Source organism: Pseudoalteromonas marina (genome assembly GCF_000238335.3).
Classification (GTDB): Bacteria; Pseudomonadota; Gammaproteobacteria; order Enterobacterales; family Alteromonadaceae; genus Pseudoalteromonas; species Pseudoalteromonas marina.
On record NZ_AHCB03000012.1, the window covers coordinates 492,321 to 518,545 of the forward strand.

The 26,225-nt window shown below is 40.2% G+C and carries 21 protein-coding genes; 17 read left to right on the plus strand and 4 right to left on the minus strand.

Going from position 1 to position 26,225, the window contains the following annotated elements:
- Positions 1 to 112: 112 nt before the first annotated feature.
- Together PMAN_RS18060 and PMAN_RS18065 are read left to right on the plus strand one after the other, a co-directional pair.
- Positions 113 to 1,579, plus strand: coding sequence for an SLC13 family permease (locus PMAN_RS18060; RefSeq protein WP_010556721.1), 1,467 nt, complete (start codon positions 113 to 115; stop codon positions 1,577 to 1,579).
- Positions 1,580 to 1,718: 139 nt separating this feature from the next.
- The gene (locus tag PMAN_RS18065) at positions 1,719 to 3,137 is read left to right on the plus strand and encodes a coniferyl aldehyde dehydrogenase (protein WP_010556720.1); all 1,419 of its coding nucleotides are present in this window, start codon (positions 1,719 to 1,721) and stop codon (positions 3,135 to 3,137) included.
- 68 nt (positions 3,138 to 3,205) lie between these two features.
- On the opposite strand, the gene PMAN_RS18070 is transcribed toward PMAN_RS18065, so the two are convergent.
- Positions 3,206 to 3,931 carry a tetratricopeptide repeat protein gene (locus PMAN_RS18070; RefSeq protein ID WP_010556719.1) on the minus strand — a complete coding sequence of 242 codons (726 nt, stop codon included), beginning with the start codon at positions 3,929 to 3,931 and terminating at the stop codon, positions 3,206 to 3,208.
- Between the two features lie 399 nt (positions 3,932 to 4,330).
- Between PMAN_RS18070 and PMAN_RS18075 the strand changes: the two genes are divergently transcribed.
- From PMAN_RS18075 to PMAN_RS18105, 7 genes are all read left to right on the plus strand, one after another.
- Complete coding sequence (locus PMAN_RS18075; protein ID WP_010556718.1) at positions 4,331 to 5,191, plus strand: DUF6279 family lipoprotein; 861 nt, start codon at positions 4,331 to 4,333, stop codon at positions 5,189 to 5,191.
- Positions 5,192 to 5,358: 167 nt separating this feature from the next.
- The gene (locus tag PMAN_RS18080) at positions 5,359 to 6,378 is read left to right on the plus strand and encodes an XdhC family protein (RefSeq protein WP_010556717.1); all 1,020 of its coding nucleotides are present in this window, start codon (positions 5,359 to 5,361) and stop codon (positions 6,376 to 6,378) included.
- A 3-nt stretch (positions 6,379 to 6,381) separates the two neighbouring features.
- Positions 6,382 to 6,981 carry a nucleotidyltransferase family protein gene (locus PMAN_RS18085; protein ID WP_008127478.1) on the plus strand — a complete coding sequence of 200 codons (600 nt, stop codon included), beginning with the start codon at positions 6,382 to 6,384 and terminating at the stop codon, positions 6,979 to 6,981.
- Positions 6,982 to 7,217: 236 nt separating this feature from the next.
- Positions 7,218 to 7,706, plus strand: coding sequence for a (2Fe-2S)-binding protein (locus tag PMAN_RS18090; RefSeq protein WP_010556716.1), 489 nt, complete (start codon positions 7,218 to 7,220; stop codon positions 7,704 to 7,706).
- 12 nt (positions 7,707 to 7,718) lie between these two features.
- Positions 7,719 to 10,010 (plus strand): xanthine dehydrogenase family protein molybdopterin-binding subunit, encoded by a 2,292-nt coding sequence (locus PMAN_RS18095; RefSeq protein ID WP_010556715.1) that lies wholly within the window; start codon positions 7,719 to 7,721, stop codon positions 10,008 to 10,010.
- Positions 10,011 to 10,207: 197 nt separating this feature from the next.
- Positions 10,208 to 11,179 carry a GTP 3',8-cyclase MoaA gene (gene moaA / locus PMAN_RS18100; RefSeq protein WP_010556714.1) on the plus strand — a complete coding sequence of 324 codons (972 nt, stop codon included), beginning with the start codon at positions 10,208 to 10,210 and terminating at the stop codon, positions 11,177 to 11,179.
- Positions 11,180 to 11,284: 105 nt separating this feature from the next.
- Positions 11,285 to 12,319 carry a GGDEF domain-containing protein gene (locus tag PMAN_RS18105; protein WP_021032407.1) on the plus strand — a complete coding sequence of 345 codons (1,035 nt, stop codon included), beginning with the start codon at positions 11,285 to 11,287 and terminating at the stop codon, positions 12,317 to 12,319.
- On the opposite strand, the gene PMAN_RS18110 is transcribed toward PMAN_RS18105, so the two are convergent.
- A complete protein-coding gene (locus PMAN_RS18110) occupies positions 12,316 to 13,254 on the minus strand; it encodes a LysR family transcriptional regulator (protein ID WP_033025041.1) in 939 nt (312 codons plus the stop codon). The genes PMAN_RS18105 and PMAN_RS18110 overlap by 4 nt on opposite strands.
- Before the next feature lie 120 nt (positions 13,255 to 13,374).
- On the opposite strand from PMAN_RS18110, the gene PMAN_RS18115 reads away from it, so the two are divergent.
- From PMAN_RS18115 to PMAN_RS18135, 5 genes are all read left to right on the plus strand, one after another.
- Entirely contained in the window at positions 13,375 to 14,544 is a 1,170-nt protein-coding gene (locus PMAN_RS18115) for an efflux RND transporter periplasmic adaptor subunit (RefSeq protein WP_006791714.1), read from the plus strand.
- A gap of 10 nt (positions 14,545 to 14,554) precedes the next feature.
- On the plus strand, positions 14,555 to 17,707 hold the full coding sequence (locus PMAN_RS18120; RefSeq protein ID WP_008127493.1) for an efflux RND transporter permease subunit: 3,153 nt from the start codon (positions 14,555 to 14,557) through the stop codon (positions 17,705 to 17,707).
- On the plus strand, positions 17,700 to 19,112 hold the full coding sequence (locus PMAN_RS18125) for a TolC family protein (RefSeq protein ID WP_010556711.1): 1,413 nt from the start codon (positions 17,700 to 17,702) through the stop codon (positions 19,110 to 19,112). The genes PMAN_RS18120 and PMAN_RS18125 overlap by 8 nt, the downstream gene beginning before the upstream one ends.
- A gap of 9 nt (positions 19,113 to 19,121) precedes the next feature.
- Entirely contained in the window at positions 19,122 to 20,150 is a 1,029-nt protein-coding gene (locus PMAN_RS18130) for a zinc-binding dehydrogenase (protein ID WP_010556710.1), read from the plus strand.
- A 472-nt stretch (positions 20,151 to 20,622) separates the two neighbouring features.
- Positions 20,623 to 22,878, plus strand: coding sequence for an acyl-CoA dehydrogenase (locus tag PMAN_RS18135; protein WP_010556709.1), 2,256 nt, complete (start codon positions 20,623 to 20,625; stop codon positions 22,876 to 22,878).
- 189 nt (positions 22,879 to 23,067) lie between these two features.
- Here the strand turns inward: PMAN_RS18135 and PMAN_RS19260 are convergent, their stop codons facing one another.
- The gene (locus PMAN_RS19260) at positions 23,068 to 23,178 is read right to left on the minus strand and encodes a hypothetical protein (RefSeq protein ID WP_010556708.1); all 111 of its coding nucleotides are present in this window, start codon (positions 23,176 to 23,178) and stop codon (positions 23,068 to 23,070) included.
- Positions 23,179 to 23,564: 386 nt separating this feature from the next.
- Here PMAN_RS19260 and PMAN_RS18145 point away from each other — a divergent pair, with 386 nt between their 5' ends.
- The gene (locus PMAN_RS18145) at positions 23,565 to 23,870 is read left to right on the plus strand and encodes a hypothetical protein (RefSeq protein ID WP_010556707.1); all 306 of its coding nucleotides are present in this window, start codon (positions 23,565 to 23,567) and stop codon (positions 23,868 to 23,870) included.
- Positions 23,871 to 23,989: 119 nt separating this feature from the next.
- Positions 23,990 to 24,556, plus strand: coding sequence for a hypothetical protein (locus PMAN_RS18150; RefSeq protein ID WP_198434416.1), 567 nt, complete (start codon positions 23,990 to 23,992; stop codon positions 24,554 to 24,556).
- A 22-nt stretch (positions 24,557 to 24,578) separates the two neighbouring features.
- Here the strand turns inward: PMAN_RS18150 and PMAN_RS18155 are convergent, their stop codons facing one another.
- Positions 24,579 to 25,535, minus strand: a complete 957-nt coding sequence (locus PMAN_RS18155; protein ID WP_010556705.1) for an IS110 family RNA-guided transposase — start codon at positions 25,533 to 25,535, stop codon at positions 24,579 to 24,581.
- A 304-nt stretch (positions 25,536 to 25,839) separates the two neighbouring features.
- On the opposite strand from PMAN_RS18155, the gene PMAN_RS18160 reads away from it, so the two are divergent.
- A complete protein-coding gene (locus tag PMAN_RS18160; RefSeq protein ID WP_010556704.1) occupies positions 25,840 to 26,181 on the plus strand; it encodes a hypothetical protein in 342 nt (113 codons plus the stop codon).
- The last annotated feature ends 44 nt before the right edge of the window (positions 26,182 to 26,225 follow it).

The window sequence follows — 26,225 nt, forward strand, 5'->3', positions numbered from 1 at the left end:
TAAAGCTCTAAGCCTTTAACTCTATGCAAATTTAGTTATGGCTGATATCCATTTGACAAGTCCTTACTATCTTCTTTACTGTGTCGACTGTTAAATAGCTTTTGGCGCGGTGATGGTAAGCAACCTAAATAATATTAATCAAACATATCCTATTATACGAAGCGTGTGGCTTTGGTTTGGGCCCATTGTAATGCTGTTAACCTGTTTATTAGATCCACCAAATGGCCTATCTGATACAGCCTTTAAAACCGCAGGTTTAACATTTTGGATGGCCTCTTGGTGGGTGACTGAGGTTGTTCCTATTCCTGCAACTTCATTGTTACCGCTCGTCATAACGCCACTTGTAAACATTGCGCCTATCAAAATTACGGCAGCGCCTTATGCACACCCACTTATATTTTTATTTTTGGGTGGTTTTTTAATATCAATAGCTATGGAACGTTGGGGGTTACATAAACGAATTGCGTTAACCACTATGTTATATGCGGGTAAAAAACCGAGCTTACAAATTTTAGCTATGATGTTAGTCACAGCATTTTTATCTATGTGGATGTCAAACACGGCTACAACGGTGATGATGTTACCTATCGCGTTATCAATTATTCATTTAGTGAGTCACTCTGATTCTGGTGAAGATGGATTTGCAAAAGCATTACTTCTATCAATTGCCTATGGTGCCAGCATTGGTGGTATTGCTACGTTAATAGGAACACCGCCTAACGCGCTTATGGCAGCATACTTATCTGAAAGTTACCAAATTGAAATAGGCTTTGGGCAATGGATGATGGTAGGTGTGCCTTTAGCAATTGTGATGTTACTGGTGTGTTGGATATGGCTTACTAAATTCAGCTATAAAGTTGATAAAAATTCAGAAAACATTAAAGACAGTAAAGCTATGTTTGTAAATGAACTTGCTGAACTCGGTGCGTTGCAACGAGCTGAAAAAGGTGTGTTTTCAGTATTTGTACTAGCCGCGTTATGTTGGATTTTTAGACCACTATTAGCTGATTTATCGGGTCTTAGCATTTCAGACACTGCTATTGCTATTACAGCAGCCTTGTTGTTATTTGTTTTGCCAGCTAAGAAGGGAAGTGATGAGCGAATTTTAGATTGGCAAAGTGCATCTAAAGTGCCATGGGGTGTATTGTTATTATTTGGTGGTGGTTTATCGTTAGCATCACAGATTAAATCTTCTGGTTTAGCGCAATACATTGCACAAATGATAGAAGGGGCGAGTGCTATTCCGTTAGTTATGGGCATAGTGGTTGTTGTAGGGCTTATCACCTTTTTAACCGAAATCACGAGTAATACAGCTACTGCGGCGGGCTTTTTGCCGTTATTAGGCCCAGTTGCTGAAAGTATTTTTGGCTCGCCTTTAGTGTGGGTTATTCCTGCTGCTATAGCATGCAGTTGTGCGTTTATGATGCCAGTTGCCACACCACCAAATGCCATTGTATTTGGCTCGGGAAAAATTAAAATTCGCGATATGATCAGAGCAGGTTTTGCGCTTAACCTAGTCGCTATCGTATTAATTACAGTTGTAACAATAACGCTCGCAAAAACAGTATTTAATTTTTAAAAATTGAGTCGGTTTGTATCTTAAACAAAGCGACTCTTAATCACTATGTGTGTGGTTGTAATAGGTAAATTAGTGTTATTGCTCGAAAAACAGATCAAGGTTATAGTCGACAATAACTTTAAAAGTCGAGTAATCTATTTTGACAACAGATACAGCACAAATAGCCTCTTTATCAGCGCAGTTTACTAGTTTACAAAATGCGTTTTTAGATAATCCTTATCCTTCTATTCATTCTCGAATTGCCATTTTAAAAAAATTACGTTCGCGCATTGTAGAGCTAGAAGAAGAACTTATCAGTGCAGTATCTAAAGACTTTGGCTACCGGACTGCGTTTGATACCTTACTTGGTGATATTTTGCCTACCGTTCAAGGGCTTTCTCACATTATTAAAAAATTACCTAAATGGTCAAAGCCTAGTAAACGTTCTGTGGGGCTTAGCTTATGGCCGTCAAAAGTGAGTGTTACCTATCAGCCTAAAGGCGTGGTAGGTGTTATCGCACCGTGGAATTACCCAATACAACTAGCGGTTGTGCCAGTGATCACCGCTATCGCAGCCGGTAATAAAGTAATGTTAAAACTCAGCGAATTTACACCACATACTAATGCCGTATTAGAAAAGCTTTTTGATGATAAAATGAGTCAGCATGTATGTGTGGTCCAAGGCGGCAGCGACGTTGCCAGCGAATTTTCGTCTCTTCCTTTTGCGCACTTATTATTTACCGGCTCTACTGGGGTTGGCAAATTAGTAATGAAAGCAGCCAGTAAAAACTTAACTCCCGTTACTTTAGAGCTTGGTGGCAAGTCACCAGTCATTATTACCGAGCAAGCTGATGTTGCAAAAGCAGCACACGCACTGTTATTCGGGAAAATGGCAAATGCCGGGCAAATTTGTGTCGCGCCAGACTATGTATTTGTGCCTAAAACCCTAGAAAGCCAGCTTATTAAACAGTTATGTGAGCTTTATAAAAAGCATTTTAAGCAGGGTGTTGAAGGTAAAAACTTAACCTCTATTATTAGTGACTCACATTATGCGCGTCTAGCCGGATACTTAGTACAAGCACAAGAACTTGGGGCAAATGTCATTAAGCCACTTGAACAAAATCAACAAGATGCAGATAAACATCGTATGGGTCTGCATTTAGTAACGAATGTGACCGACGACATGCAACTTATGCAAGATGAACTATTTGGGCCTATATTGCCAATTAAGAGTTATGGGAAGTTAGATGACGTTCTCGATTATATTAAACAGCATCCAAATCCGCTTGCTTTATATATTTTAGGCCAAGATAAAGAGGCACAAGAGTACATTATTAAACAAACACTTAGTGGCACCGTTGCGGTTAACGACACTTTAGTACAAGTCACTGCTGACGACGCGCCATTTGGTGGGGTGGGCCATTCAGGTATGGGGCACTATCACGGTAAGGAAGGGTTTTTAACGTTTAGTCACGCTAAAAATACACTCGTTTCTGGTTCTTTTAACCCGCGTATAGGGTTGTTGCTTAAGCAAAGTAAACTTCTAACCAAGCTACTAAAGTGGTTATATATTAAGTAAAAAAAACCAAAAAAAGCTGAACTAACTATGCACAATGACACTAAGTTCAGCTTTATTTTTTGCTTAACCTAAAATAGACGTCCTTCACCTGCGTAGGTACCTGCAAGAATTTTAGTGTAAATTGCGTCAGCTTTTTCTTTTGCTTCTTCAATTTCTTTAGGTAGCATCGAACGCTCATCTAACTTTCGACTATGGCTTGCTTGCATGTTGCCATTGTATTCGGCAATTGTATTCCATATGTATGACTTTTCGAGGTTTTTAGGCATTCCTAGTCCTTCAAAATACATAAGCGCTAAATTAAATTGCGCTAAAGAATAGTTATTCCCAGCGGCTTTTTCGTACCATGTTTTAGCAAGTTTGTAGTCGTGACTAACACCATCACCATTTGAATACATCACGCCTAAGTTAAACTGTGCGGCAGGCATGTTTTTTTTGGCTGCTTTTTCGAATAGAGATAAAGCCATTTGTTTGTCTAACTTAACGCCTTTGCCTTCGTCGTATAATACCGCTAATGCAAACATTGAGTCTGCGTGATTCTTTTTTACGCCTTTTTTGTATAGATCGGCTGCTTTGTAATAATCGCGTGTAACGCCGTGGCCTTCTTCGTATAATTTAGCAAGCTCGTAAATGCCAGGTGCAAACCCTTTGTCGGCAAGGTATTCAAATTCTTTTAAAGCGAATTCAAAGCGACCTTCGTTCGCCGCAATAATACCTTCTTCAAGGGTCGCATTCGCAAAAGGGCTCGCAATTAAAGCACCCGTAAGTAATAACGTTTTTAAATTAAACTGTGGCATAGCGATGTCTCCAAAAAGTAATCGTTTCACTGTGAGTTAAATAAAACCATTTTATTTGCAACACTATTGCACTTGCAGCTAATTAAGGGCGTATAACGTTGCTATATTTTAGGTTTATTTTATTACTACAAACAAACTAGCGTGCATTTAAGTTTAGATAAACTCTGTTTGTGATTATAGCTCAAATCGGGGGCGTTTTTTCTAACACGTTCGATTTTATAAGCGTAAGATACAGATATAACAGAAAATTTAAAAGAAATAACTATGTCAAAGCATGGCGAAAAGTTGCTAATTATAAACTTTTGACTGTTATGCTATTCAAGGTAGCGAGTTCACGTTACGTAGGTTCATTATGTAAGTGCTTAGCTAAGTGAAGCGTTTATATTTGCAGAGGTGAAAATGTTAAAAACAATAAAAAATAAGTTGTCACATATAACTATTGCGTTAAGCGTACTGCTATTAACGAGTTGTTCTGCCTCGTTTACATATAATAATTTAACTTGGTTATCGTCATTTTGGGTTGATGATTACGTCGATTTAAACAAACAACAGAACAAGCAATTAAAAGAGATTATTAACACCACACAGCAATGGCACCGCGATACACAGTTGCCAGCATACAAACAAGATATTGAAAATTTAAAGTCGTTGTTTAATCAAAATCTAAATCATGCTCAATTAAAAGAGCAGGTAGTATTTGCTAGGGCCCACTGGAAAAACCTTCTTGAGCATGCGCATTTTTCGCTTGCGCAATTAGGGTATACGCTTTCTACAGATCAGCGCGATGAATTTATACAAAATATTCAAGATCAAATTAACGAAGATCGTGAGCAATATAACGAACAATCTAGTAAAGAGCGCAAAACTAAACGGCTAGAAAACCAGTTAGACTACTACTCAGATTGGCTGGGTAAGCTCACTGACCAGCAAAAGCAACTTATTACAGACGCAAATAACGAGCATACGGAGTCAGGGGAGCTGTGGCTCGATTACAAACAAACTCGATTAGATGCAGCAAAATTAATAATGGTTGATGGAACACTCTCTGAAGATGAGTTTGTAACTAAATTAAGCTATGTAATAAAAGAGCGTGAAGCCTTTATGAGCAAAGAGCAATTAGCCATAAATGCCAGCAACCTTGATTTATATGTTAATTTATTAATAGAACTAGCCCCGACATTGAATAAAAAACAGCGCGAAAGTGTTAATGATGAATTTGACAGCCTAATTGAAACCCTCAACGATTTAATGGAACCGTAAAATTTAAACCTTTACATTGAGTACGAAAATTTCATTTATATAATATAAATATGATCTTACTAAGTAGGCTCAACGTAGGTTAAACGTTTTTAAAATTAGTCAGTTATTTACAGCTAAATTTTATAGGCTACGAAAATACAAAAATAAAGGATTCTAACGGCACTTATATGGTAACTGATTTAAAAAGCATGCTTGCAACGTGGCACCCTTTACGAGACGAACAGCAATGGGTTTTGGCTACATTGTATAAAATTGAAGGCTCGAGCTACCGTAAGCTAGGCGCCATGATGCTTATTTCTAGCTTAGGGCAGCGATTGGGTATGCTCTCCGGTGGGTGCTTAGAGGCAGATATTCAGCGCCACGCCAAACAAGTAATGACCTCCCTTACGTCAAAAACGATTACCTATGATGCCACCGATGAAGATGACTTAACTTTTCAGTTAGGTATTGGCTGTGGTGGTGTTGTCCATATTGTTTTACAGCCAGTTAATAGCGCCAATAAATACCTAAATCTCGATTTTGTTTTTAATGCTCTTAAAGAAAAAGTGTCAGGTTATTATTTACAACCAGTGCAGCCTCTTTGTGTGTTGGGGCAGGGCGTTTTTTCAAAACGTAATGTTTCTGATGGTCTTTCTGTTAATCGTAAAGCACAAATCATTGAAAAAAATAATCAGCATTGGCTTCAAGTGGCCGTATACCCAGCCCCACATATTTTAATTGTGGGTGGCGGTGCCGACGCTGTTGCCGTTTATTCTATGGCTAAGCAGCTGGGTTGGGTTGTGACTGTGTGGGATCCCCGCGCGGCTAATGCTAAAAGGCAATATTTTCAGCAGGCAGATGCAATTTTACGTTGTCCGCCTCAAGAGCTATCCCAATATTGCGAAAAGCAAAAGGTGGATGCGAGCATATTAATGGCCCACAGTGTTGAGCTTGATGCAAATGCACTTTATGCGTTGAACCAGTCTAATTTAAAATATATGGGGCTGCTGGGTCCTAAGCACCGACGAGCACAAGTTTTTGAGCAAGCTAATATAGCTATACAAGAGGTTAAAGCGCCTGTTTTTGGGCCTGTAGGGCTTAACTTAGGTGGCGACTCGCCAGAAAGTATTGCATTGTCACTTATTAGTGAAATACACGCCGTGCTTTCTAATAAAGATGCTACATCCCTAAGCAATTGGGGTCAGTGAAGTATGCGCATAGCAAAAGTGTTGTTAGCCGCAGGACAGTCGTCTCGTTTTGATGGATGCAAATTAATAGCAAATGTGGGCAATAATAAAACTATGATTGCTCGTGCAGTTGACGTTTTACAGCAGTTAGACGCGGGTGCCGTCTATGTTGTTTCAGGCGCCTGGCATAACGAAATTACTCAAGCGCTAAAGCACTACAATAATGTCGAAATTATCTGTAATTTAGATTGGCAGCAAGGGTTAGGTAAATCAATCGCGCTTGCAGCTAATCAGTTAAGGCATAGTGACGGTTGGGATGGCATTTTATTTATGCTAGCCGATCAGGTTGAATTAGAGGCGTGCGATATTCAGCAGTTAGTCACTCGTTTTCAGAATAACCCCACTCGATGGTGTGCTAACTATGGAGAACGATTAGGTGTGCCGGCAATTTTTCCTCATGATGATTTTGATTTACTCACCACTTTGTCTAATGACAAAGGCGCTCAACATCTACTTCGTGAATCCGGCGGTATTGTAAACTGCGTTTTACTAAATAAGGCAAGCGCAGACATAGATACCGTTGAGCAGTTAAATTGTTATACCGCTAAACAGGCGCTAAATTAAATAATTAAAACTTTAGGCAATAAATCTACCTCAAACAGAGGTTCAGCTTAAATAAAAAAACAAACTAAACTTTAATTGAACATGTTTATATAAATACATACTGCGCAGGGCATAAAGTTGCGCATACAACTTAAGAGCAATGTCGAGGATCAAGTTGCTTTAATTTTAATGGTATTACCAACTGCTCAGCACAAATCGCAGTGCAGTTGATTGAGAGCTAATTCAAGGGGCGGGTTATGGTAACGTTTACAATTAATGGCAAAGTGATTGAATCACAAGCAAGTGAAGATACACCACTGCTATGGGTTATTCGCGATGAAGTAGGACTAAAGGGCACTAAGTTTGGTTGTGGCATAGCAATGTGTGGTGCGTGTACAGTGCATTTAGATGGACAGGCTACACGTTCATGTGTATTACCCGTAGGAGCTGTAGCTGGTAAAAACATTACCACTATTGAAGGTCTCAATAACGAACACCCGCTTCAAAAAGCATGGGTTGAAGAGCAAGTACCGCAATGTGGTTATTGTCAGTCTGGGCAGATTATGCAAGCGGCAACATTACTTGCAGACAACCCGTCGCCAACAGACGAAGAAATTGTCAATCATATGAATGGTAACTACTGCCGTTGCATGGCGTACAAACGTATAAAGTCGGCAATACAACGTGCGGCCGATGAGTCACAAAGCGCAGTACAGATGTTTAACCCAAATGAGCAAGACGTTTAATCGGAGCGGATAATGAAAAAATTATTTCAAAAAAACAGCGAAACCGTCAACTTAAATCGTCGTTCATTTATGATTGGCAGTGCTAGTGCGGGCTTGGTAATGGCATTTGCGCCTGCGTTACTTTCAGGTTCTTTAAGCGCCAAAGAATCAATTTCACAACAGGCGTTTTCACCCACTATTTGGTGGACAATGGATACCAATGGTGGGGTAGAGGTTAGCATTGCAAAGGCTGAAATGGGCCAACACATTGGTACTGCTTTAGCACGAATAGTGGCCGACGAGTTAGAGTGTGATTGGGATAAAGTATCAATTACTTACGTAGATACCCATGAAAAATGGGGATATATGGTTACAGGTGGTTCGTGGTCTGTATTTCAAAGTTTTAAACCGCTATCGCAAGCGGGTGCCGCAGGTCGCTTAGCCCTTATTGATGCAGGGGCTAAAATGCTAGGAGTTAAACCAGAGCAATGTACTGCACAAAAAGGGCAAATTATTGCTGGTGGTCAATCGGTAAGTTACGCTGATATTGTACAAAAAGGTGAATTTAATCTTACCTTTGCAAGTGAAGACGTTGCAAAGCTTCCTTTAAAACCAGCTAATAAACGTCATTTAACCGGCTTAAACCAAGATTTTAAAGCATTAGATATACCCGCTAAAACAAACGGATCAGCAGTGTATGGCATTGATGTTGAAATAGAAGGTATGGTGTATGCGCGTCCGGTTATTCCTCCGACACGTTACGGTAGTAAAGTAACAAGCGTTGATGACAGTGGTGCAAAAGCAATTAAAGGTTATCGCGGTTTTGAAATATTAAACGATCCTAGCAATACCGTTGAGGGGTGGGTTGTTGTACTGGCTGATAATTATCACAGTGCTATTAAAGCGGTTGATGCGTTAAATGTAAGCTACCAGGTAGGCAAAACGGCCAACGTCTCCGAGACAGATATTCAGGCGCAGGGTAAAAAATTATGTGACGATAGCGCATCCGGTACTTTATTTGTAGATGAAGGCAATACGCCTCAGGTTTTGGCCGATGCAAAAAACACATTTGATGCAACTTACACCACGGCGACAGCGAGTCACTACCAATTAGAGCCACTTAACGCCATAGCTGAATTTAAAAACGGTAACTGGATTGTACATACGGGTAACCAATGGCAATCACTCACGTTACCTGCTTTAGCCAAAGCCCTCGATATAGAGCAAAATAAAGTCATTATTCGTCCTTACTATTTGGGTGGTGGCTTTGGACGTCGTTTATTTGGTGATTGGACAGTCCCTGCTGCATTAACGGCAAAAGCAATAGGTAAACCGGTTAAGCTTGTATTTACCCGTGAAGATGACAGTTTATTTGATCAGTCTCGCTCAGCGTCTACGGCTAAATTAACCGCTTCGTTCGGTGAAAAGGGAGAGCTTAGCGCATTAGAGCATGCGTTTGCTGCAGGCTGGCCAACTAAAGCAATGGCGCCAGGTTTTTTGGCTCCTGGTGTTGATGGTAATGGTAAATTTGATTCGTTTTCTGCCTCAGGTGCTGATCACTGGTATAGCATGAATAACCATCGTGCTCGTGCTATCAATAACGAGTTAGCACAAAGCACTTTTACGCCGGGTTGGTTACGTTCAGTTGGACCGGGTTGGATTGTATGGAGCCTTGAGTCTTTTATAGATGAAATAGCGCACAAGCAAGGTATTGATCCGGTTAAGTTTCGTTTATCAATGCTTGACGGTAAAGGAAAACAAGCGGGTAAAGCACCTGAAAGTGTGGGTGGCGCGCGCCGTTTACATGACGTACTTAAAAAAGTGTCAGACAAAGTTAGCTCAATAAAGCTTAACGAAAACGAGGGCATTGGTTTTTCGGTTAGTTCAGGGCAAGAGCGCCACATGCCAGCATGGATTGGCACTGCAGCCCATGTTCACGTTAACAAAAGCGATGGCAAAATCACCCTTAAAAAGCTATACGCTGTTGTTGACGCTGGTTTAATTGTACATCCTGATGGTGCGATGGCTCAATTAGAAGGGTCATTATTATGGGGAGCGAGTATGGCCTTACATGAGTCCAACTCTTATAAAAATGGCCAAGTAGCTGCTACAAACTTTAATACTTACCTTCCACTGAGAATGCAAGATGTACCCGAAATGGACATTGAGTTTGTGCAAAGTGATGAGTTTCCTGTAGGGTTAGGGGAGCCAGGTGTTATTGGCGTTGCGCCAGCAATTGGCAATGCCGTATACAATGCAGTAGGTGTACGTTTACGTGACTTACCAATGAAACCAAGTGCAGTTGTAAAAGGTTTAAAAGCCTAAATAAACACCAAAAGCGTGTAAACCTTAAATTTACACGCTTTTGCAGTGCGAGTTATTAGGCTCATATTAGATTAAATACATAAGGCCTTTATTTTATATTAATAAAGCCAAATTCCGTGTGTTAACCTACAACCATAATAAAAGCATAACCTGTAATACTCACAGGCCCAGTTAAACAAAGTAAAGTGAAGGTTTTTATGCTCATCGACCCAGCAGGGCGAAAATTTAGTTACTTACGTTTATCGATTACCGATGTGTGTAACTTTAAATGTGTTTATTGTTTACCCGATGGCTACCAATGTGACCATGACAGAGAATTCCTTTCACTGAATGAAATTAGTAATACTATTAGCGCTTTTGCGCATCATGGTATTACCAAGCTGCGTATTACTGGCGGTGAACCCACCCTTAGAAAAGATTTCATAGATGTTATTCGTGTGGCAAAAGATACGCCGGGCATTACAAAAATAGCCGCTACAACAAACGGGTTTTCAATGCATAAGCACATTAACAATTGGGTAGATGCAGGGCTTAATGCGATTAATGTGAGTATTGATACACTTGATCCAAGAATGTTTAATACTATTACCGGTCACGATAAATTTAATACCGTGATGAAAGGCATAGACGCCGCGTTAGAAAGCGGTATTGAATCGGTAAAAATAAACAGCGTGTTAATGAAGCAATATAATGGTCAAGAGCTCGACACATTTTTAGCGTATTTAAAGCATCGCTCAGTCACTATGCGCTTTATTGAACTAATGCAAACTAACGACAATAAGGCATTTTTTGATAAAAATCACGTATCCGGCCAGTCAATTAAAGCACGATTACGTGCAGCGGGGTGGCAACCTGTCATTAGAAGCATTACAGACGGCCCTGCTCAGGAGTTTTATCACCCTGACTACCAAGGGCGTATTGGCTTAATAATGCCTTACAGTAACGACTTTTGTAACACATGTAACAGGCTGAGAGTGTCTTCTTTGGGTAAATTACACCTTTGTTTGTTTTCAGAGCAAGGTATTTCATTACGAGAGTACATGAATGAAAACTCAAACCAAGCACTTATAGATCAGTTATCTCATTATATTAAAACTAAAAAACCAACTCATTTGCTACATCAGGGCGAAACAGGTGTAACAACTAACCTTTCAATGCTGGGTGGTTAGCGGTTAAAAATGCCACAATGTGGTGCAATAACACTCGATTACACTTGTTATATATTTATTACAGGGTAGAATAATCCCTTAGTTCGACGTTATTGAGTTAATTGAATGGATATCACCGCTCTAAATAGTACTAAAGCATTAAGAAAGCACGTTCTTGTATGGATGTGTTTGTTTTTTGGTTCTGTGTCATTATTTTTTAGCGCATTAAACGTATTCAGTGGTGTCTATTTGCTCGGCTTTTTAGAGCTCTGTTTTTCAATTTATTGCTTGTATACCATTCATCATTTAAGTAAGCATGCATTGCGGTTTTGGCAGTCTGTTGTAATGTGTGTATTGGTTTGTATTATAGTTTTGTACGCCAATTATATATCAGAACCTAAATATGGCTTATTTGTATGGTCATTCGCTTTGCCTGTATTGTGTTACTTATTAATGGGAAAGCGATACGGAATTTTCTTCTCAGGTACTGTCCTCTTTATTCAATCACTGATTTTATTAAGTAAATCTTCGCCTGATCCTATAGTAAATTTAAATATGGCGATTAACTTACTATTGGCCTATGTCAGTATTTGGACTGTTTCGCATATTTTTGAGGGAAGCCGCGCGCTTTCATCTAAACGTTTAAAAAACCTAGCACTACTTGATCCATTAACTGGCGCAGGTAACCGGTTATCAATGAACCACTATTTTGAAGTAGAGCTGGTTGATAAAACAAATACCTATTTATTTTTACTCGACTTAGATTACTTCAAACAAATAAATGACAAATTTGGCCATGATGTAGGCGATAAAGTACTTACTGAAATTGCAACGCTTTTAAGAATAACCTTAGCAAAGGGGTACGTGTTTAGGGTTGGCGGTGAGGAGTTTGCCGTTATTCATTCTTTTAATAGCAAAGACGAAGCCTTATTTGCAGCTGAAAAGTTAAGAGAAACTGTTGAAAAAACACCGTTTAATATTGAGGGGCATGCAATTAAACTTACTATCAGTATTGGTGTAGCTGACTATCAAGCTAACCCCTCGCTTGAATCTATTTTCATTGCAGCTGATAAACAGCTTTACAAAGCAAAACGCTTAGGTCGAAATAAAGTATATGCAAGTTCAAAAGAGCAATTAAAGCAAATAGAAGTACCTGCTTAATACATTTTTTCAAAGTTTGGGATGCCGCGTTCCCAAATTGGTTTATCTTTTCCTAAATATTCGCGCACTGCATCAAAAAATAACCGTGTACGTACAGGTAAATCTCTGTGCGGATAAACAGCATACATAGCACTGTAATCCATTAACTTTACATCCGTTAATATAGGAATTAATTTACCCTCAGTAATTTCGTCACCGATTATAAATGCCGGTGCTACAAAATAAGCGGTGCCAGATATGGCCTTCATTAGCAGTGCTTCAGCATCGTTGGCGCGATACACACTTTTTATCTTTTGCTCACATGGCTCACCCGAGCTGTTGTAATAGTCAACTGTTTCAACTCTCATCGAGTTGCTCGCATAACTTGCCGCAGGCAAATCTGCTAGTTCTTCCATGGAGGATGGCATACCATACGTGCTGATAAACTCGGGGGCGGCAACAATTAATAAGCGATTACGTGCAATTTTTCTTGCAATGAGTGATGAATCTTTTGGCTCCCCAATACGAAATGCTAAATCGAACCCTTCAGATACAATATCTACTAATCTGTCATCAAGCCTTAATTCAACTTCAACCTGAGGAAAGCGCTTTTGAAAGTCATTGAGTACAGGTTGTAAGTAGCGCCTACCGATGAGTGTTGATGAAGTAATTTTGAGGACGCCACGAGGCTCCAAGTGGTAGTTTTCGGCCATGCGCACGGTTTCGCCAAGCAGCTCTCTGAGCTCACCGGCTTTTTTTATCATTTCTGCACCAGCGGCAGTGAGTGAAAATGAGCGAGTAGTGCGGTTTAGCAATCTAACCCCTAGCTCATCTTCTAAACGACTAATTTGTTTAGAGATCACAGAGCGATCGATATTACGTAACTCGGCAGCTTTAGCAAAAGAGCCTTGCTCAACCACTTCAAGCAACATTAAAAGCCGACTTGTCGTATCCATATAACCACCAAAACAATACTATTGATGCCATTTTGGCATTAATGAATTTAAAAATCTATGGTTTTTGTCCGCAGGTATAACCCGTAGTATGCGTTCTTAATCAATTAAAGGAGCGTCTTCATGAAAAAACACCTTATCGCTGCTGCATTTGCAGGCGCATTTTTAACACTTGCTGGTTGTGCTGATGAAAGCACACCGCCTTCGGCTCAAGCACAATTTCTTCAACCTATAGATGTTGCTAACGTACTTGTTAAACCAGTACAAAGCTGGCACACCTACACAACTCGCTTAGAGTCACCGCAAGAAGTTGCACTTATGCCACGAGTATCTGGTGTTATAGAACAAATTACGTTTAATGAAGGCGACCTTGTTAAAAAAGGCGATGTATTATTTAAGCTTGATGACCGTCCGTTTGCGGCGGTTGTTGCTAGTTTAAAAGCCCAAGTTAACAGTGCACAAGCTGCGCTTGAGCAAGCAAAAAGCGAAGCTAAACGCGCTGAACGTTTAACTGAACGTAAAGCAATTTCAACTGAGCAAGCAGAGTCACGTACCTCTGTATTACGCCAACGCGAAGCACAACTTGCTGCATTACAAGCACAGCTAACATCAGCTGAACTTGATTTAGAATTTACAGCCATTGTGTCACCTATCGACGGTGTGATCTCGCGTGCCAATATCACGAAAGGTAACAACATCATTGCAGGGCAAAGCGTGCTTACCAGCATTGTTTCTAACGAAAAAATGTACGCCTATTTTGATGTGGACGAACGCACTTGGAATAGCGATTTTAGTAACGTGACCTCAAAAAGCCGCCAAGCCGTTGTAATGCAAAAAGTAGGCGAGCGCGATTTTGCTTACAAAGGGTACATTAACTTTATTGATAATCAAATTAACTCATCAACAGGTACGCTGCGTGTGCGTGCTGTATTTGATCAGGATAACAGCCAATTACGTGCAGGGTCGTTTGCGCGTATTAAGCTTGCTGCTAATTCAGTCACAGAGCAAATAATTGTGCCAGACAGAGCAATAGGGACTGATTTAAAAAACCGCTTTGTTTTGACAGTGGGTGAAAACAATGTGCTGCAGTACAAATTAGTCACAGTGGGTGAGCGTTATGGCTCTCTTCGTGCCATCACCTCAGGTCTTTCAGAGGGCGATGTAATAGCCGTAAATGGCCCTGCTCGTGTTGGACCAGGTATGCCTGTGGCACCGAACAAAGTAACCATTGATAGCAGTGATGTTGCGTTCACCATGAACAATGACGATTCAAGCTTAGTCGCAAAGCAATAAGGTTTTTTAGATGAAATTTTCACACTTTTTTATACAGCGACCCATTTTTGCGGCCATGCTGTCTTTGGTTATATTAATTGCCGGTGGTATTTCGTTATTCCAACTGCCGGTAAGTGAATACCCAGAAGTCGTGCCTCCTACCGTGGTTGTAACAGCAAGCTACCCAGGAGCTAACCCAACGGTAATAGCGCAAACGGTAGCAACGCCGTTAGAGCAAGAAATTAATGGTACAGAAAACATGCTGTATATGTTTTCGCAAGCAACCAGTGATGGTCGTATGACGCTGACGGTTACATTTGCACTAGGTACTGATTTAGACCGCGCCCAAGTACAAGTACAAAACCGTGTAAACAGCGCCTTGCCACGTTTACCTGAAGAGGTGCAACGTTTAGGTGTGGTGGCTGAAAAATCATCGCCCGATTTAACCATGGTGGTGCACTTGTACTCACCAGAAAAATCGCACGATACCGCGTATTTGTCTAACTATGCCGACCTCTATATTAAAGACGAAATAGCACGCTTACCGGGTGTGGGTGACTTGCGTTTATTTGGCGCAGGTAAATATGCCATGCGTGTATGGTTAAACCCCGATGCGCTAGCAGCACGCGAGCTAACCGCAACAGATGTAATAACAGCACTTCGTTCACAAAACCAACAAGTAGCAGCAGGTAGCTTGGGTGCACAGCCGGTTTCTAACGACAGTCAATTTCAAGTACTGTTAAATGTAAAAGGGCGTTTAAACAGTATTGAAGAGTTTGAACAAGTAATTATTAAAGTGGGCGATGAAGGCCAAATAACACGCCTTACTGATATTGCCCGCGTAGAGCTTGGCCAAGACAGCTATTCTTTGCGTGCTGAGCTTGACTCACAACCTGCACTTGCAATGCCTATATTTCAACGCCCAGGGTCTAATGCAATTGAGCTTTCGGACCAAGTACGCGAAACCATGGCGCGTTTATCAAAAGACTTTCCTGAAGGTGTAGAATACGACATAGTTTATGATCCTACTGTATTTGTTCGTGGCTCTATTGATGCTGTAATTGCCACGTTGCTTGAAGCTATTGTACTAGTAGTGATTGTTGTCATTGTGTTTTTACAAACATGGCGTGCATCTATTATTCCACTTATTGCGGTGCCTATTTCACTCATTGGTACGTTTGCGGTAATGCAGTGGTTAGGCGTATCTATTAACACCTTGTCGCTGTTTGGTTTAGTACTTGCCATTGGTATTGTGGTGGATGACGCCATAGTTGTAGTTGAAAATGTTGAGCGTAACATTGAACAAGGGTTATCGCCGCTTGAGGCAACACGTGTTGCTATGAGCGAAGTAACAGGGCCAATTATTGCCATTGCACTCGTATTGTGTGCTGTGTTTATTCCTACGGCATTTATTACCGGACTGTCAGGGCAATTTTATAAGCAATTTGCCTTAACAATTACTATTTCAACGGTGATTTCAGCAATTAACTCGTTAACGCTGTCGCCAGCATTAGCGGCACTGTTGTTAAAGTCTCACGATACTAAGCCAGATGCATTCACACGTTTGTTAAATAAACTATTTGGCCGCTGGTTATTTAAACCTTTTAACCGTGTATTTGACCGAGGCGCCAAAGGCTACGAAAAATTAGTTAAAAAACTAATTCGTATGAGCTTTATTGTAATGATCGGTTATGTTGCCCTAGTAGGTGGAACCATTAAGCTGTTTGATGCAGTACCTGGTGGGTTTATTCCACAACAAGACAAACAGTACTTAGTTGCCATTGCACAACTACCTGATGCAGCAAGCCTTGACCGTACTGAGGATGTACTTAGACAAATGCAACAAATTGCACTTGAAGTACCAGGTGTAGCTAATACGGTTGCGTTTCCAGGTTTATCAGTAAATGGCTTTACTAACAGCCCTAACAGCGGGATTGTGTTTACTCCGTTAGATGCATTTGAAGATAGAACCGATCCGAGTAAATCGGCCATGGCTATAGCCGCGCAGTTAAATCAACGATTTGCAGCAATTGACGAAGCGTTTGTCGCAGTATTTCCACCGCCGCCAATTCAAGGCTTAGGTACTACAGGTGGCTTTAAACTTCAAATTGAGGACAGAGCAAACAAAGGCTTTGAAGCATTATTTAACAGCCTACAAACAGTGATTGGTAAAGCGCAACAAGATCCAGCATTAATGGGGCTTTACTCAAGCTTTAGAATTCAAGTTCCACAAATGGATATTGATATTGATCGTGAACAAGCGTTAATTCAAGGCATACCGCTTGACGAAGTATTTAATGCTTTACAAATATACTTGGGTTCTGTGTATGTAAACGATTTTAATATGTTTGGCCGAACGTACCAAGTAAATGCGCAAGCTGATGCTGATTATCGCCTAGACCCTGATCAAATTCTTAACCTCAAAGTAAGAAACCGTGAAGGTAACATGGTGCCATTAGGCTCAATCCTAACGGTTACGCCAACAATTGGCCCAGACCGTGTAATGCACTACAACGGTTACCCAAGCGCAGAGCTTAACGGCAGTCCTGCACCTGGTTTTAGTTCTGACCAAGCTCAACTGGCAATTGAGGCTATTTTGGCCGACAACTTACCCAGTGGTATTGAGTACGAATGGACTGAAGTAACGTACCAACAAGTATTAGCAGGCAACACTATGGTGTATGTGTTCCCATTAGTTGTGTTACTGGTGTTTATGGTATTGGCTGCACAATATGAAAGCTTGCGCTTACCATTGGCAATTATTTTAATTGTTCCAATGACGATATTTTCAGCATTACTTGGTGTTTGGTTTGTAGGTTCAGACAACAATATATTTACGCAAATAGCGCTTATTGTGCTGGTGGCCTTGGCCTCTAAAAATGCGATATTAATGGTTGAATTTGCAAAAGATAAAAACGATACAGGCTTATCGCATATTGATGCAATATTAGCGGCATGTCGTATGCGTTTACGCCCAATACTTATGACATCAATCGCGTTTACAGCGGGTGTTATACCCCTCGTACTAGCAACGGGTGCAGGGGCTGAAATGCGCCATGCAATGGGTAATGCCGTGTTCTCTGGAATGATTGGTGTAACCGTGTTTGGTTTATTGTTTACCCCGGTGTTTTACATGCTTGTTGTAAAGAAAAAAGGTAACACACAGGAGTTATCAAATGACTAATAAAATAGCAAAGCGGTTTAAAACACAGTTAACCGTAGCTTCTGTATTAATGGTCACGCTCATATCTGGCTGTGCAAGTAAGGTTGACGTGCTTGACGAGCAAAAAACAATTAACGAATTTGTTGCCAGTGCTGCAGTTGCTGACCAACTAAGTGGTGCAGATGAAACTAACTGGTGGCACGCGCTTAAGTCTGAGCAGCTAAACCAATTAGTATCAGATGCACTCGCTAAAAACTACGACCTAAAAACAAGTCAGCTTGTACTAAAAAGTGCATTAGCTAGGCTGGGCGAGCAAAAAGCACAATATTTACCGCAAGGTGGTGTTGAGGTAGGCGCTCAAAGAAGCGGCTTAGGAGATACAAACTCACGCCAATCAAGTGCTAATTTTGCACTTAATTGGCAGCTTGATTTATTTGGCCGAGTGACTGCTTTAGTTGATGCCGCAAATGCATCGGCTATGAGCCAAGCAGAGCAAGTTCGTTTACTCCAAATTGAAGTTGTTTCAGCGGTTGTTAAAGGGTTTGTTAGCTATCAAGGCAATGCTGAAAAACAGCGTATTATTAGCTTACAAATACAAGCGCTTGAGCAAAGTATTGATGTGTTACAAGCGCGTGTTGATGAAGGCGTTGCAAGTGAGCTTGATTTAAACCGCACCCTAGCGCAATTACGCCAGCAACAAGCGTTAATTCCTGCCATTGAGTTTGCAAAGTACAGTGATTTATCAACGCTTGCTGTTCTTACAGGGCGTTTAACTCAAAATATTGAATTAACAAATGAACTGAGTGTGTTACGCAATAAATTTGACGTAACACTTAGTAAGCCAAATGCCGCTATTGCACTGAGGCCAGATATTAGCCGTGCAATTTATGACTTTAGCCAAGCCAATAGTTTAAGTGTGGCAGCCAGTAAAGCTTTACTACCTGATGTAAGCCTAAGTGGCTTTGCAGATGTGTTAAGTCTAGGTAGTAATGGCTTTAGCGATACACAGCAGCAATGGCAAATTGCGCCTAAGTTGCAATGGTCAATCTTAAGCTATCCTGCTCTTTTAGCACAACGAGACGCACAACAGTTTTTAAGTGAAGCCGCTTACAGCGATTATCAAAATGTGGTGCTTAAAGCACTTAGTGAAAGTGAGCTTTCGTTGCAGGGGTTAGTTAATCAGGCACAGCAAAAACGTTTTGCAGATGAACGTTATGACTTTGCTAATAAAGCCTTTTTACAAGCAGAAGCCATGTATGAAGAAGGCCAAATCCCTTATCTAGAGTTGTTAGATGCGCGGCAGGATGTTTTAATAGCACAAGAAAATGCAGTTGAAACAACCATTTTATCGTTACTTGCTAAGGTCAATGCGTACCAATCATTTAATGGGCAATGGAGCTATGCACTAAGTAACACAAATAAGTAGAGTTTAACGATGTCTGATACTGATATTTTAACGCAAAATACTATACCGCACACAATGCGTGCCATTGTATTGGAAAAACCGAATGATCAAATAAACTTAGCTGACATTGAGTTACCTGTTCCTGAGTGTTCAGATAACGAGCTACTGATAAAAGTAGAATATGTTGGTTTAAATCCCGTTGATGGGCATTTTGCAAAATCAGGTTTTTGTCAGTGGCAGTACCCTCATATTTTGGGGCTTGATGCGGTAGGTGTTGTAGTAAAAGCAAGTAAAGGGATTTTTCCTAATGTTGGCGAGCGAGTCATGTGGCACGCCAACGTAGGTGGGCAAGGGGTACTGAGTGAATACACAAAAGTGCCTAATTTTGCAGTGTCTATTGTACCGCAAGAGTTAAACCCAGCGGTTGCTGCTGTGCTGCCTTGCGCCGGAATGGCAGCACTAATTAGCTTAGATAAAATTAGTATCACCGAAGGTCAAACTGTTTTTATTGAAGGTGGAGCAGGTGCTGTGGGGCAGTTTGCTATTCAGTACGCTAAACAGCGTGGCGCTGATGTATTTGCAACAGCCTCTAAGAAAAACCATAAACTCGTTAAACAGCTTGGCGCGGATGTTGTGTTTGACTACAACGATAAAAAGTTGTGTGAAAAAATTCGTAGAGAGCTAGGGCCGCAAGGGTTCGATGCAGTAATCGATACCGTGGGTGGTGAGTCGACAGCGCGTAATATCGAACTCATGCGTTTTTGCGGAAAAATAGCGTGTTTAAATCCATTACCTTGTTTTGAACAAGATCTAATGTACCGGCGCGCGCCAAATATCAGTGTTGTGTCGCTTGGTGGTGCATGGCTCGCTAATAGTTTATGTGCGCAGCAACGCTTGAGCTTTATGGGTAATTTATTACTCGAAGGCGCCACTAATGGTGATATTAAAGCACCGACCTTAACGCCTGTTGAGTTTAACGCAAACGCGGTATCTAATGCCTTAAACACGCAGCTCGCGGGTGGTTTTACAGGCAAGCATGTCGTAAAAATAGGCTGTTAAAAAACTCTGATTAATACAAAACGCAGCCTGTTTAAGCTGCGTTTTTTTATGCTTTTTTAGGTGTCATTCACTTATTATTTTTTATACATTTACACTAATAAGCAAAAGCATTTTAAAAAACTTGAGTGGCCATAAATCACGTATTTAACGTGTCAACTTACCCTGTTCAATACAATAAATCAGGCTTAAATTTAAAAATTAAAACAGTCTGTATTTAAAAAAACACCCCTAATTTATTACCCACTTTACAGATTATTTGCTATTGGGTGCCTTTGCACGGCGTTTTATCCATCAATCTTAAAAAATTTATCATTTTCAGCGTACAGGTGTAAGCCTTTGTGTTTCAACAGTTTACGTTCGAGTAAAGAAAATAAATTGAAAAAACTGTTAATTAATTGAATAGAGTAATTGATCTAAAGCGATTTTTATGACGTAATGTAGGTATTATTTATCTGGTCGGATGAGTTCAATCATGAGTTTACGTACAAAGTTAAAAAAAGTTTTACCAAGTATTTCTATCACTGAGCAAGAAGCGCTAGACGCGGGTGATGTTTGGCTTGAAGGTTCTATCTATCAAGGTAAGCCTGATTTCAGTGCATTACGCGATGTACCAGCAGCTACATTAACAGCTGACGAACAAGCATTCCTTGACGGCCCTGTACAAGAGCTACTAGGCATGATTGACGATTCAGTAATTCAAAATGGCATTCACTTACCGAATGACATTTTAGAGTTTTTGAAAAAAGAACGTTTCTTCTCGCTTATCATTCCTAAGTCATTTGGCGGTTTAGAGTTTAGCCCTTACGCAAACTCAACAATTGTTGGCACAATTGCAACTAAAAGTTCTGCAGTAGCAGTAACAGTAATGGTACCTAACTCATTAGGTCCGGGTGAGCTACTTCTTCACTTCGGTACGCAAGAGCAACAAGCGCATTACTTACCACGCTTAGCAAACGGCACAGACATCCCATGTTTTGCCCTAACAAGCCCTGAAGCGGGTTCTGATGCAGGCGGCATTCCAGACGTTGGTAAAGTAACCAAAGGCATGCACAACGGCGAAGAAGTTCTTGGCCTAGAAATTACATGGGACAAGCGTTATATCACACTTGCACCAATCGCAACTGTTCTTGGTTTAGCATTTAAAGTAGTTGACCCAGACGGTTTACTAGGTGGTAAAGAAAACCTAGGTATCACGTGTGCCTTAATTCCAAAAGAGCACCCAGGTGTAGAACTTGGCAATCGCCACGATCCAATGGGTATTCGTTTTTACAACGGTACTACACGTGGTAACAAAGTATTTGTACCAATGGATTTTGTTATTGGTGGTCAGAAAAACATCGGCCGTGGTTGGCAAATGCTTGTTAGCTGTTTAGGTGCTGGCCGTGGTATTTCACTACCCGCGCTAGGTGTAAGTACAGCGCAAGTTGCACTTAAATCTGCATCTGAATACGCAGCAGTACGAGAGCAGTTTGGTCTATCAATCGGTCAGTTTGAAGGTATTCAAGAAAAGCTTGCTGACATTGCGGGTAAAACATACCTTCAAGAAGCAATGCGTGTACTTACAACTGAAGGTTTAGGCATGGGCTTAAAACCGTCGGTAGTAACGGCAATTGCTAAATACCACATGACTGAACTTGGCCGCGACGTATTAGACTCGGCGATGGATATTCAAGCCGGTAAAGCGATTCAAAACGGTCCACAAAATACACTAGCAAGTGGCTACGTTGCACAACCTATTGCAATTACTGTAGAAGGCGCAAACATCCTTACTCGTAACCTGATGATATTTGGTCAAGGTGTTATGCGTTGTCACCCATACTTACAATCTATGGTTGAATCAATCCACAGCGACGACAAAGGCGCTGATGCAGAATTTAACGGTATTTTACGTAAAACAATTGGTTACAGTACAGCAAACAGCTTACGTGCATTCCGTTTAGGTTTACTACCATTTACAGCTGGCGCAAGCTCAGCATTACCAGAAGTACGTGACTACGAAAAAGCAGTACACAAACTATCTGCAAAACTTGCAGTATACGCTGACTTCTCGTTGTTAGTACTTGGCGGTAAATTAAAGCAAGCTGAAATGCTATCAGCACGTTTAGGCGATGTAATGAGCTTCTTGTACGCAGCTATGGCATCAATTAAATACTACGAGCAAAAAGTAGCGAGCAGCGAGCGCGAGCAAGCAGCACCTTACTTCCATTATGCAACTCGTTTTGCACTACAAAGCGCAGAAGAAGCATTGCACAAGTTCTTAGATAACTTCCCTGCAAGTGGTACTCGTAAGTTTATTCGTTTTATTACAATGAACTACTCAACTAAAATGCCAAAAATCAGCGATGATTTAATCCGCGAATTAGCTGAACAAGCACAGCTTGATACAGCATTTAAAGCGCAAATAACGCATTTAGTTAAGCCTATTGAAGGCGACGGTCATCATATTAATGAGCAAGCTTATAAAGCTAAAATTGCATCACTAGCTGAACTTGCAAAAGTTAAAAAAGCATTACGTGCAAGAACCATCAAGGCAGGTGCTCGTTTTAGCATTACGCTTGAAAACGCACTTGCTGCAAACGTAATCACAGATGCTGAGTTTGCTCAGTTAATTGATTACAACAAGAAACGTGAAAAAGCGATTCGTGTTGATGAGTTCGATTTTGATATGAACATATTAGATGACAACGCACAACCAGTTAACCCACTCAAAAGTGTGGTTAACCAGTAAGCTACAAAGCTAATTCAATGATGCAAAGCGCCAGCAAAATCGGCGCTTTTATTCTTAAGTCACTAATTAGTGTGGAGCCCCGTTTGATTAAAACCAAACGGGGCTTTTTTATGTGTTTTTTAAAGTAGCAATAGATAGCGATATTGGTCTTAAAGCGAATATGTAACGCTAGAGGATTAAAAAAGACGCTCATAATCTTAAAGAAAGGCTAACAACTCCATTAGCAGCTTGTGTTTTAGCTGACATGTTACGTTTTAATAGAATATGGTCTAAAAACGCTTCGACTTCTGAATTTCCCATTGAGCTTGGGTGGCGTTTGTTGTGAAAGTGAATAAAGTTTGGACCCAACTCAAATAAGCATTAATAGTTCTTAATGAATACTGTCGAGTGAGCATATAGTCGGCAATGTAATTTAAATACGCAGAGCGAGTTTTCATTTTCAATTCGTCAAATTAGCGCTGTGTATATGTACAGTCATGGCTTTGTCGCTCACATAGTCAAGAAAACGACCCATTCGCTCGTTTTATACTAAGAAGAAAACGCGCGCGGGTGAATTTTAATAACACTGGCAATTAGTTGGCAAGTTTGTTAATAATAAACCAATAAGAAAACGAGCTACGCTGTGTTAGAAATACGCGCGATTAGCTCGCTATAAACATGTTATGCGTACAGGAGGTTTCAGGTAAATGGAAAGTTTTATCCCTTTAATTTTTTTATCTATGCTTGTTTTTGTTCAAATAAAAAAATTCAAAGATATGTGTAAGTATTTATCTTATACCTACCCAGAAGAATGGGAAAAATTATCTCATACCTCTTTAGGTGGTTCTCAGTGGTCTGTTACAAATGCAAATTTAAGCGAATCACTTAAAACAGGATTTTTTTCAACCGTAGCCGATGAAAAAGTAAGACGGTTCGAAAAATTTAGATTATTTAATATGTACTTAATGGGTGCAGTGGTATTGCTACAATTAACCTTAGCATATTTACAGTAATGTACGCATAACAAACAAATTAACAGGACAAAAAAACAGTTGGCTGTTTTCGTTCCTCAACATTTTAGCCAACAATTTTTTGCCCGTTATTAGGGCGTTAGCCGTCTAAAGGAAGTCTGTTGAAATACGTAAGTTTATTTATTTTTATTCTATGTTTAGCATCTTGCACTTCTAATTATAGAATTCGTACGCATTCAAATGCGGTGGAAAATAAAACAGAATTTTCATTTCCTTATTCGGCGGAAAATTTGTCTTCCAAACTAGAGCGTATATTTTCAATTCAAAACCAAATTGAGAATAAGATTCCTTTAGCGAGTAGCTTTCATAGTGGAATTTACACTGCCAAGGTTACTAAATTTAACTCTGAAACATATCAATTTGATTTTAAGAATATAAGTTCTAATTTTTGGAAATCGGATTTTTATCTCGTAAATGGGGAAAAAGCGAAAACCACGGGTAAATTCCAAATTATTCTTACTCAGACAGGAGTGCAATCAACCAATGTTAAAGTTAGAGTAACTCAGTTACGGGTCATTAATGGTATTGAGTGTTGTGGCCCTCATGGGCGATATTCTCGCTATACTGATGTAGCGCCAACGACAATAGAAGAATATGCTTTTTTATATTTTATAGGTGAACAATTAGGCGTTAAAATGCCCCCTGTAAATAGAGTTAACAACGGCTAACAAGAGACTATGGCGTCAATAGTTAATTATTAACTTTTGGCGCTTCCCACCTTACACCGTCTCTTAGCATCGAATTTAATATCACAATCATCTTTCTAATACAGGCGATGATGGCTACTTTTTTGGGTTTCCCTGCTGCCAATAAACGTTGATATGTTACTTTGAAAACTGGGTTTGATTGCATCGCTGACATCATCGCCATGTATAAAACCGTTCTCACTTGAGGTCGACCACCCTGAATTTTTCGATGGCCTTTATATCGTCCACTTTCTCGGTTCATTGGGGCAACACCAATCAGGCTACTTGCTTGTTTGCTGTTGATGTAACCCAGTTCAGGTAGGTTACTGATGATTGATGCAGCAGCTATTTTTCCAATACCAGTCATACTCTGTAATATCGTATTTTTAGCCTGGTATTCAGGGCAGCTTTCAATGAGTTTAACGATTTTTTCTTCAATCTTTTTTATCTGATTATTAAATAAAGTTAGTACTGGTTTGATTGTCATCGCCAGTGCTTTGGGCATTATTTGTAAGCGATTTTTCTCCATTGTTTGCATCGTAAGCAACTGGTTACGTCGAGTCACTAAATCACTCATTGCCTGCATGGTATCTGGCTTAAGCTGTGATAATTTAGGTTTAATCGCTTCACTATAATGGGCAATTAATTGCGCATCAAGCTTATCGGTTTTGGCTCGTTGACCTATTGCTCCCGCAAACCGTTTAACATGAATAGGGTTAGCGATTGTGAAAGGTAAATTGGCATTAGCGCAAGCCAAAATAAAGGGCATTTCAAGCCTACCAGTGGCTTCAATTACGATGCGCTCAGGCTTGTATTTCTTAATCGTTTTGACGGCTTCTTTAATGCCTTTATCATCATTTGGAACAGTGAAGTAAATGTCCAATGGACGGATATAAATATCGAGTTGGTACTTTCCGGTATCAACACCTACGTTTATGTTTTGCTTTGTTTTTGTATTCATAATAAGCTAACTCTTACTTGCATAATGCGGGTTCGAGACCCAGTAGACTATTCGAGTGTGGTGCTTGGAGTCCTTTGTCGTGTTCGTTCTTGTTATCGGTCTCTCAACAGAGGAGCCTTTGCTCAATCGAACTACGACAAGGAAAGCTTAAGTTGCTGCTTAAGCCTGGGTCTCACATTACCCGAAATGGGGTTTAAATAGTAATTAAGATGGATGTATTATCCATACAAGTCGTTAAAGCAGGACAAAAAACAGTTGGTTTTGCTCCTTAGCAAAGCGTTATGTGCATTAGTTTAGGTGATATATGCAAAAGTGGCTTATAGAATCAGAGGATTCCCTTTCTAAAGCAATGGAAGCACTTAAAAGTGGTGAGATTCCTAAAGAAAATCTATATAAATTGGCACCTTTATTTTATTCAGAAAAACAAAAATCGAATAATGGCTCGCTGCTCCAAGAAATGTGCGATGTAAACGACAAGCAGATTGAACAAGACTGTTCTTTTGACCCTGACTCAATTAAACGATATAAATTTAATTATGTTGCATCGTACCTATATTGTTACGTTGTCGCAGGAAAAATGGATGACTCCAAATACGATAATATTATGGATTACGTGAATTCAAATATGGATCTATTTTCTGACTAAACCACGGTGCATAAGAGCACATAACAAGAGCCTTAAGGCTCGCA

Excerpts from the sequence above, each read along its gene's own strand:
- PMAN_RS18060 (WP_010556721.1), top strand. The coding sequence starts at position 113 with ATGGTAAGCAACCTAAATAATATTAATCAAACATATCCTATTATACGA.
- PMAN_RS18070 (WP_010556719.1), bottom strand. The coding sequence starts at position 3,931 with ATGCCACAGTTTAATTTAAAAACGTTATTACTTACGGGTGCTTTAATT.
- PMAN_RS18075 (WP_010556718.1), top strand. The coding sequence starts at position 4,331 with ATGTTAAAAACAATAAAAAATAAGTTGTCACATATAACTATTGCGTTA.
- PMAN_RS18080 (WP_010556717.1), top strand. The coding sequence starts at position 5,359 with ATGGTAACTGATTTAAAAAGCATGCTTGCAACGTGGCACCCTTTACGA.
- PMAN_RS18085 (WP_008127478.1), top strand. The coding sequence starts at position 6,382 with ATGCGCATAGCAAAAGTGTTGTTAGCCGCAGGACAGTCGTCTCGTTTT.
- PMAN_RS18090 (WP_010556716.1), top strand. The coding sequence starts at position 7,218 with ATGGTAACGTTTACAATTAATGGCAAAGTGATTGAATCACAAGCAAGT.
- PMAN_RS18095 (WP_010556715.1), top strand. The coding sequence starts at position 7,719 with ATGAAAAAATTATTTCAAAAAAACAGCGAAACCGTCAACTTAAATCGT.
- moaA (WP_010556714.1), top strand. The coding sequence starts at position 10,208 with ATGCTCATCGACCCAGCAGGGCGAAAATTTAGTTACTTACGTTTATCG.
- PMAN_RS18105 (WP_021032407.1), top strand. The coding sequence starts at position 11,285 with ATGGATATCACCGCTCTAAATAGTACTAAAGCATTAAGAAAGCACGTT.
- PMAN_RS18110 (WP_033025041.1), bottom strand. The coding sequence starts at position 13,254 with ATGGATACGACAAGTCGGCTTTTAATGTTGCTTGAAGTGGTTGAGCAA.
- PMAN_RS18115 (WP_006791714.1), top strand. The coding sequence starts at position 13,375 with ATGAAAAAACACCTTATCGCTGCTGCATTTGCAGGCGCATTTTTAACA.
- PMAN_RS18120 (WP_008127493.1), top strand. The coding sequence starts at position 14,555 with ATGAAATTTTCACACTTTTTTATACAGCGACCCATTTTTGCGGCCATG.
- PMAN_RS18125 (WP_010556711.1), top strand. The coding sequence starts at position 17,700 with ATGACTAATAAAATAGCAAAGCGGTTTAAAACACAGTTAACCGTAGCT.
- PMAN_RS18130 (WP_010556710.1), top strand. The coding sequence starts at position 19,122 with ATGTCTGATACTGATATTTTAACGCAAAATACTATACCGCACACAATG.
- PMAN_RS18135 (WP_010556709.1), top strand. The coding sequence starts at position 20,623 with ATGAGTTTACGTACAAAGTTAAAAAAAGTTTTACCAAGTATTTCTATC.
- PMAN_RS19260 (WP_010556708.1), bottom strand. The coding sequence starts at position 23,178 with ATGGGAAATTCAGAAGTCGAAGCGTTTTTAGACCATATTCTATTAAAA.
- PMAN_RS18145 (WP_010556707.1), top strand. The coding sequence starts at position 23,565 with ATGGAAAGTTTTATCCCTTTAATTTTTTTATCTATGCTTGTTTTTGTT.
- PMAN_RS18155 (WP_010556705.1), bottom strand. The coding sequence starts at position 25,535 with ATGAATACAAAAACAAAGCAAAACATAAACGTAGGTGTTGATACCGGA.
- PMAN_RS18160 (WP_010556704.1), top strand. The coding sequence starts at position 25,840 with ATGCAAAAGTGGCTTATAGAATCAGAGGATTCCCTTTCTAAAGCAATG.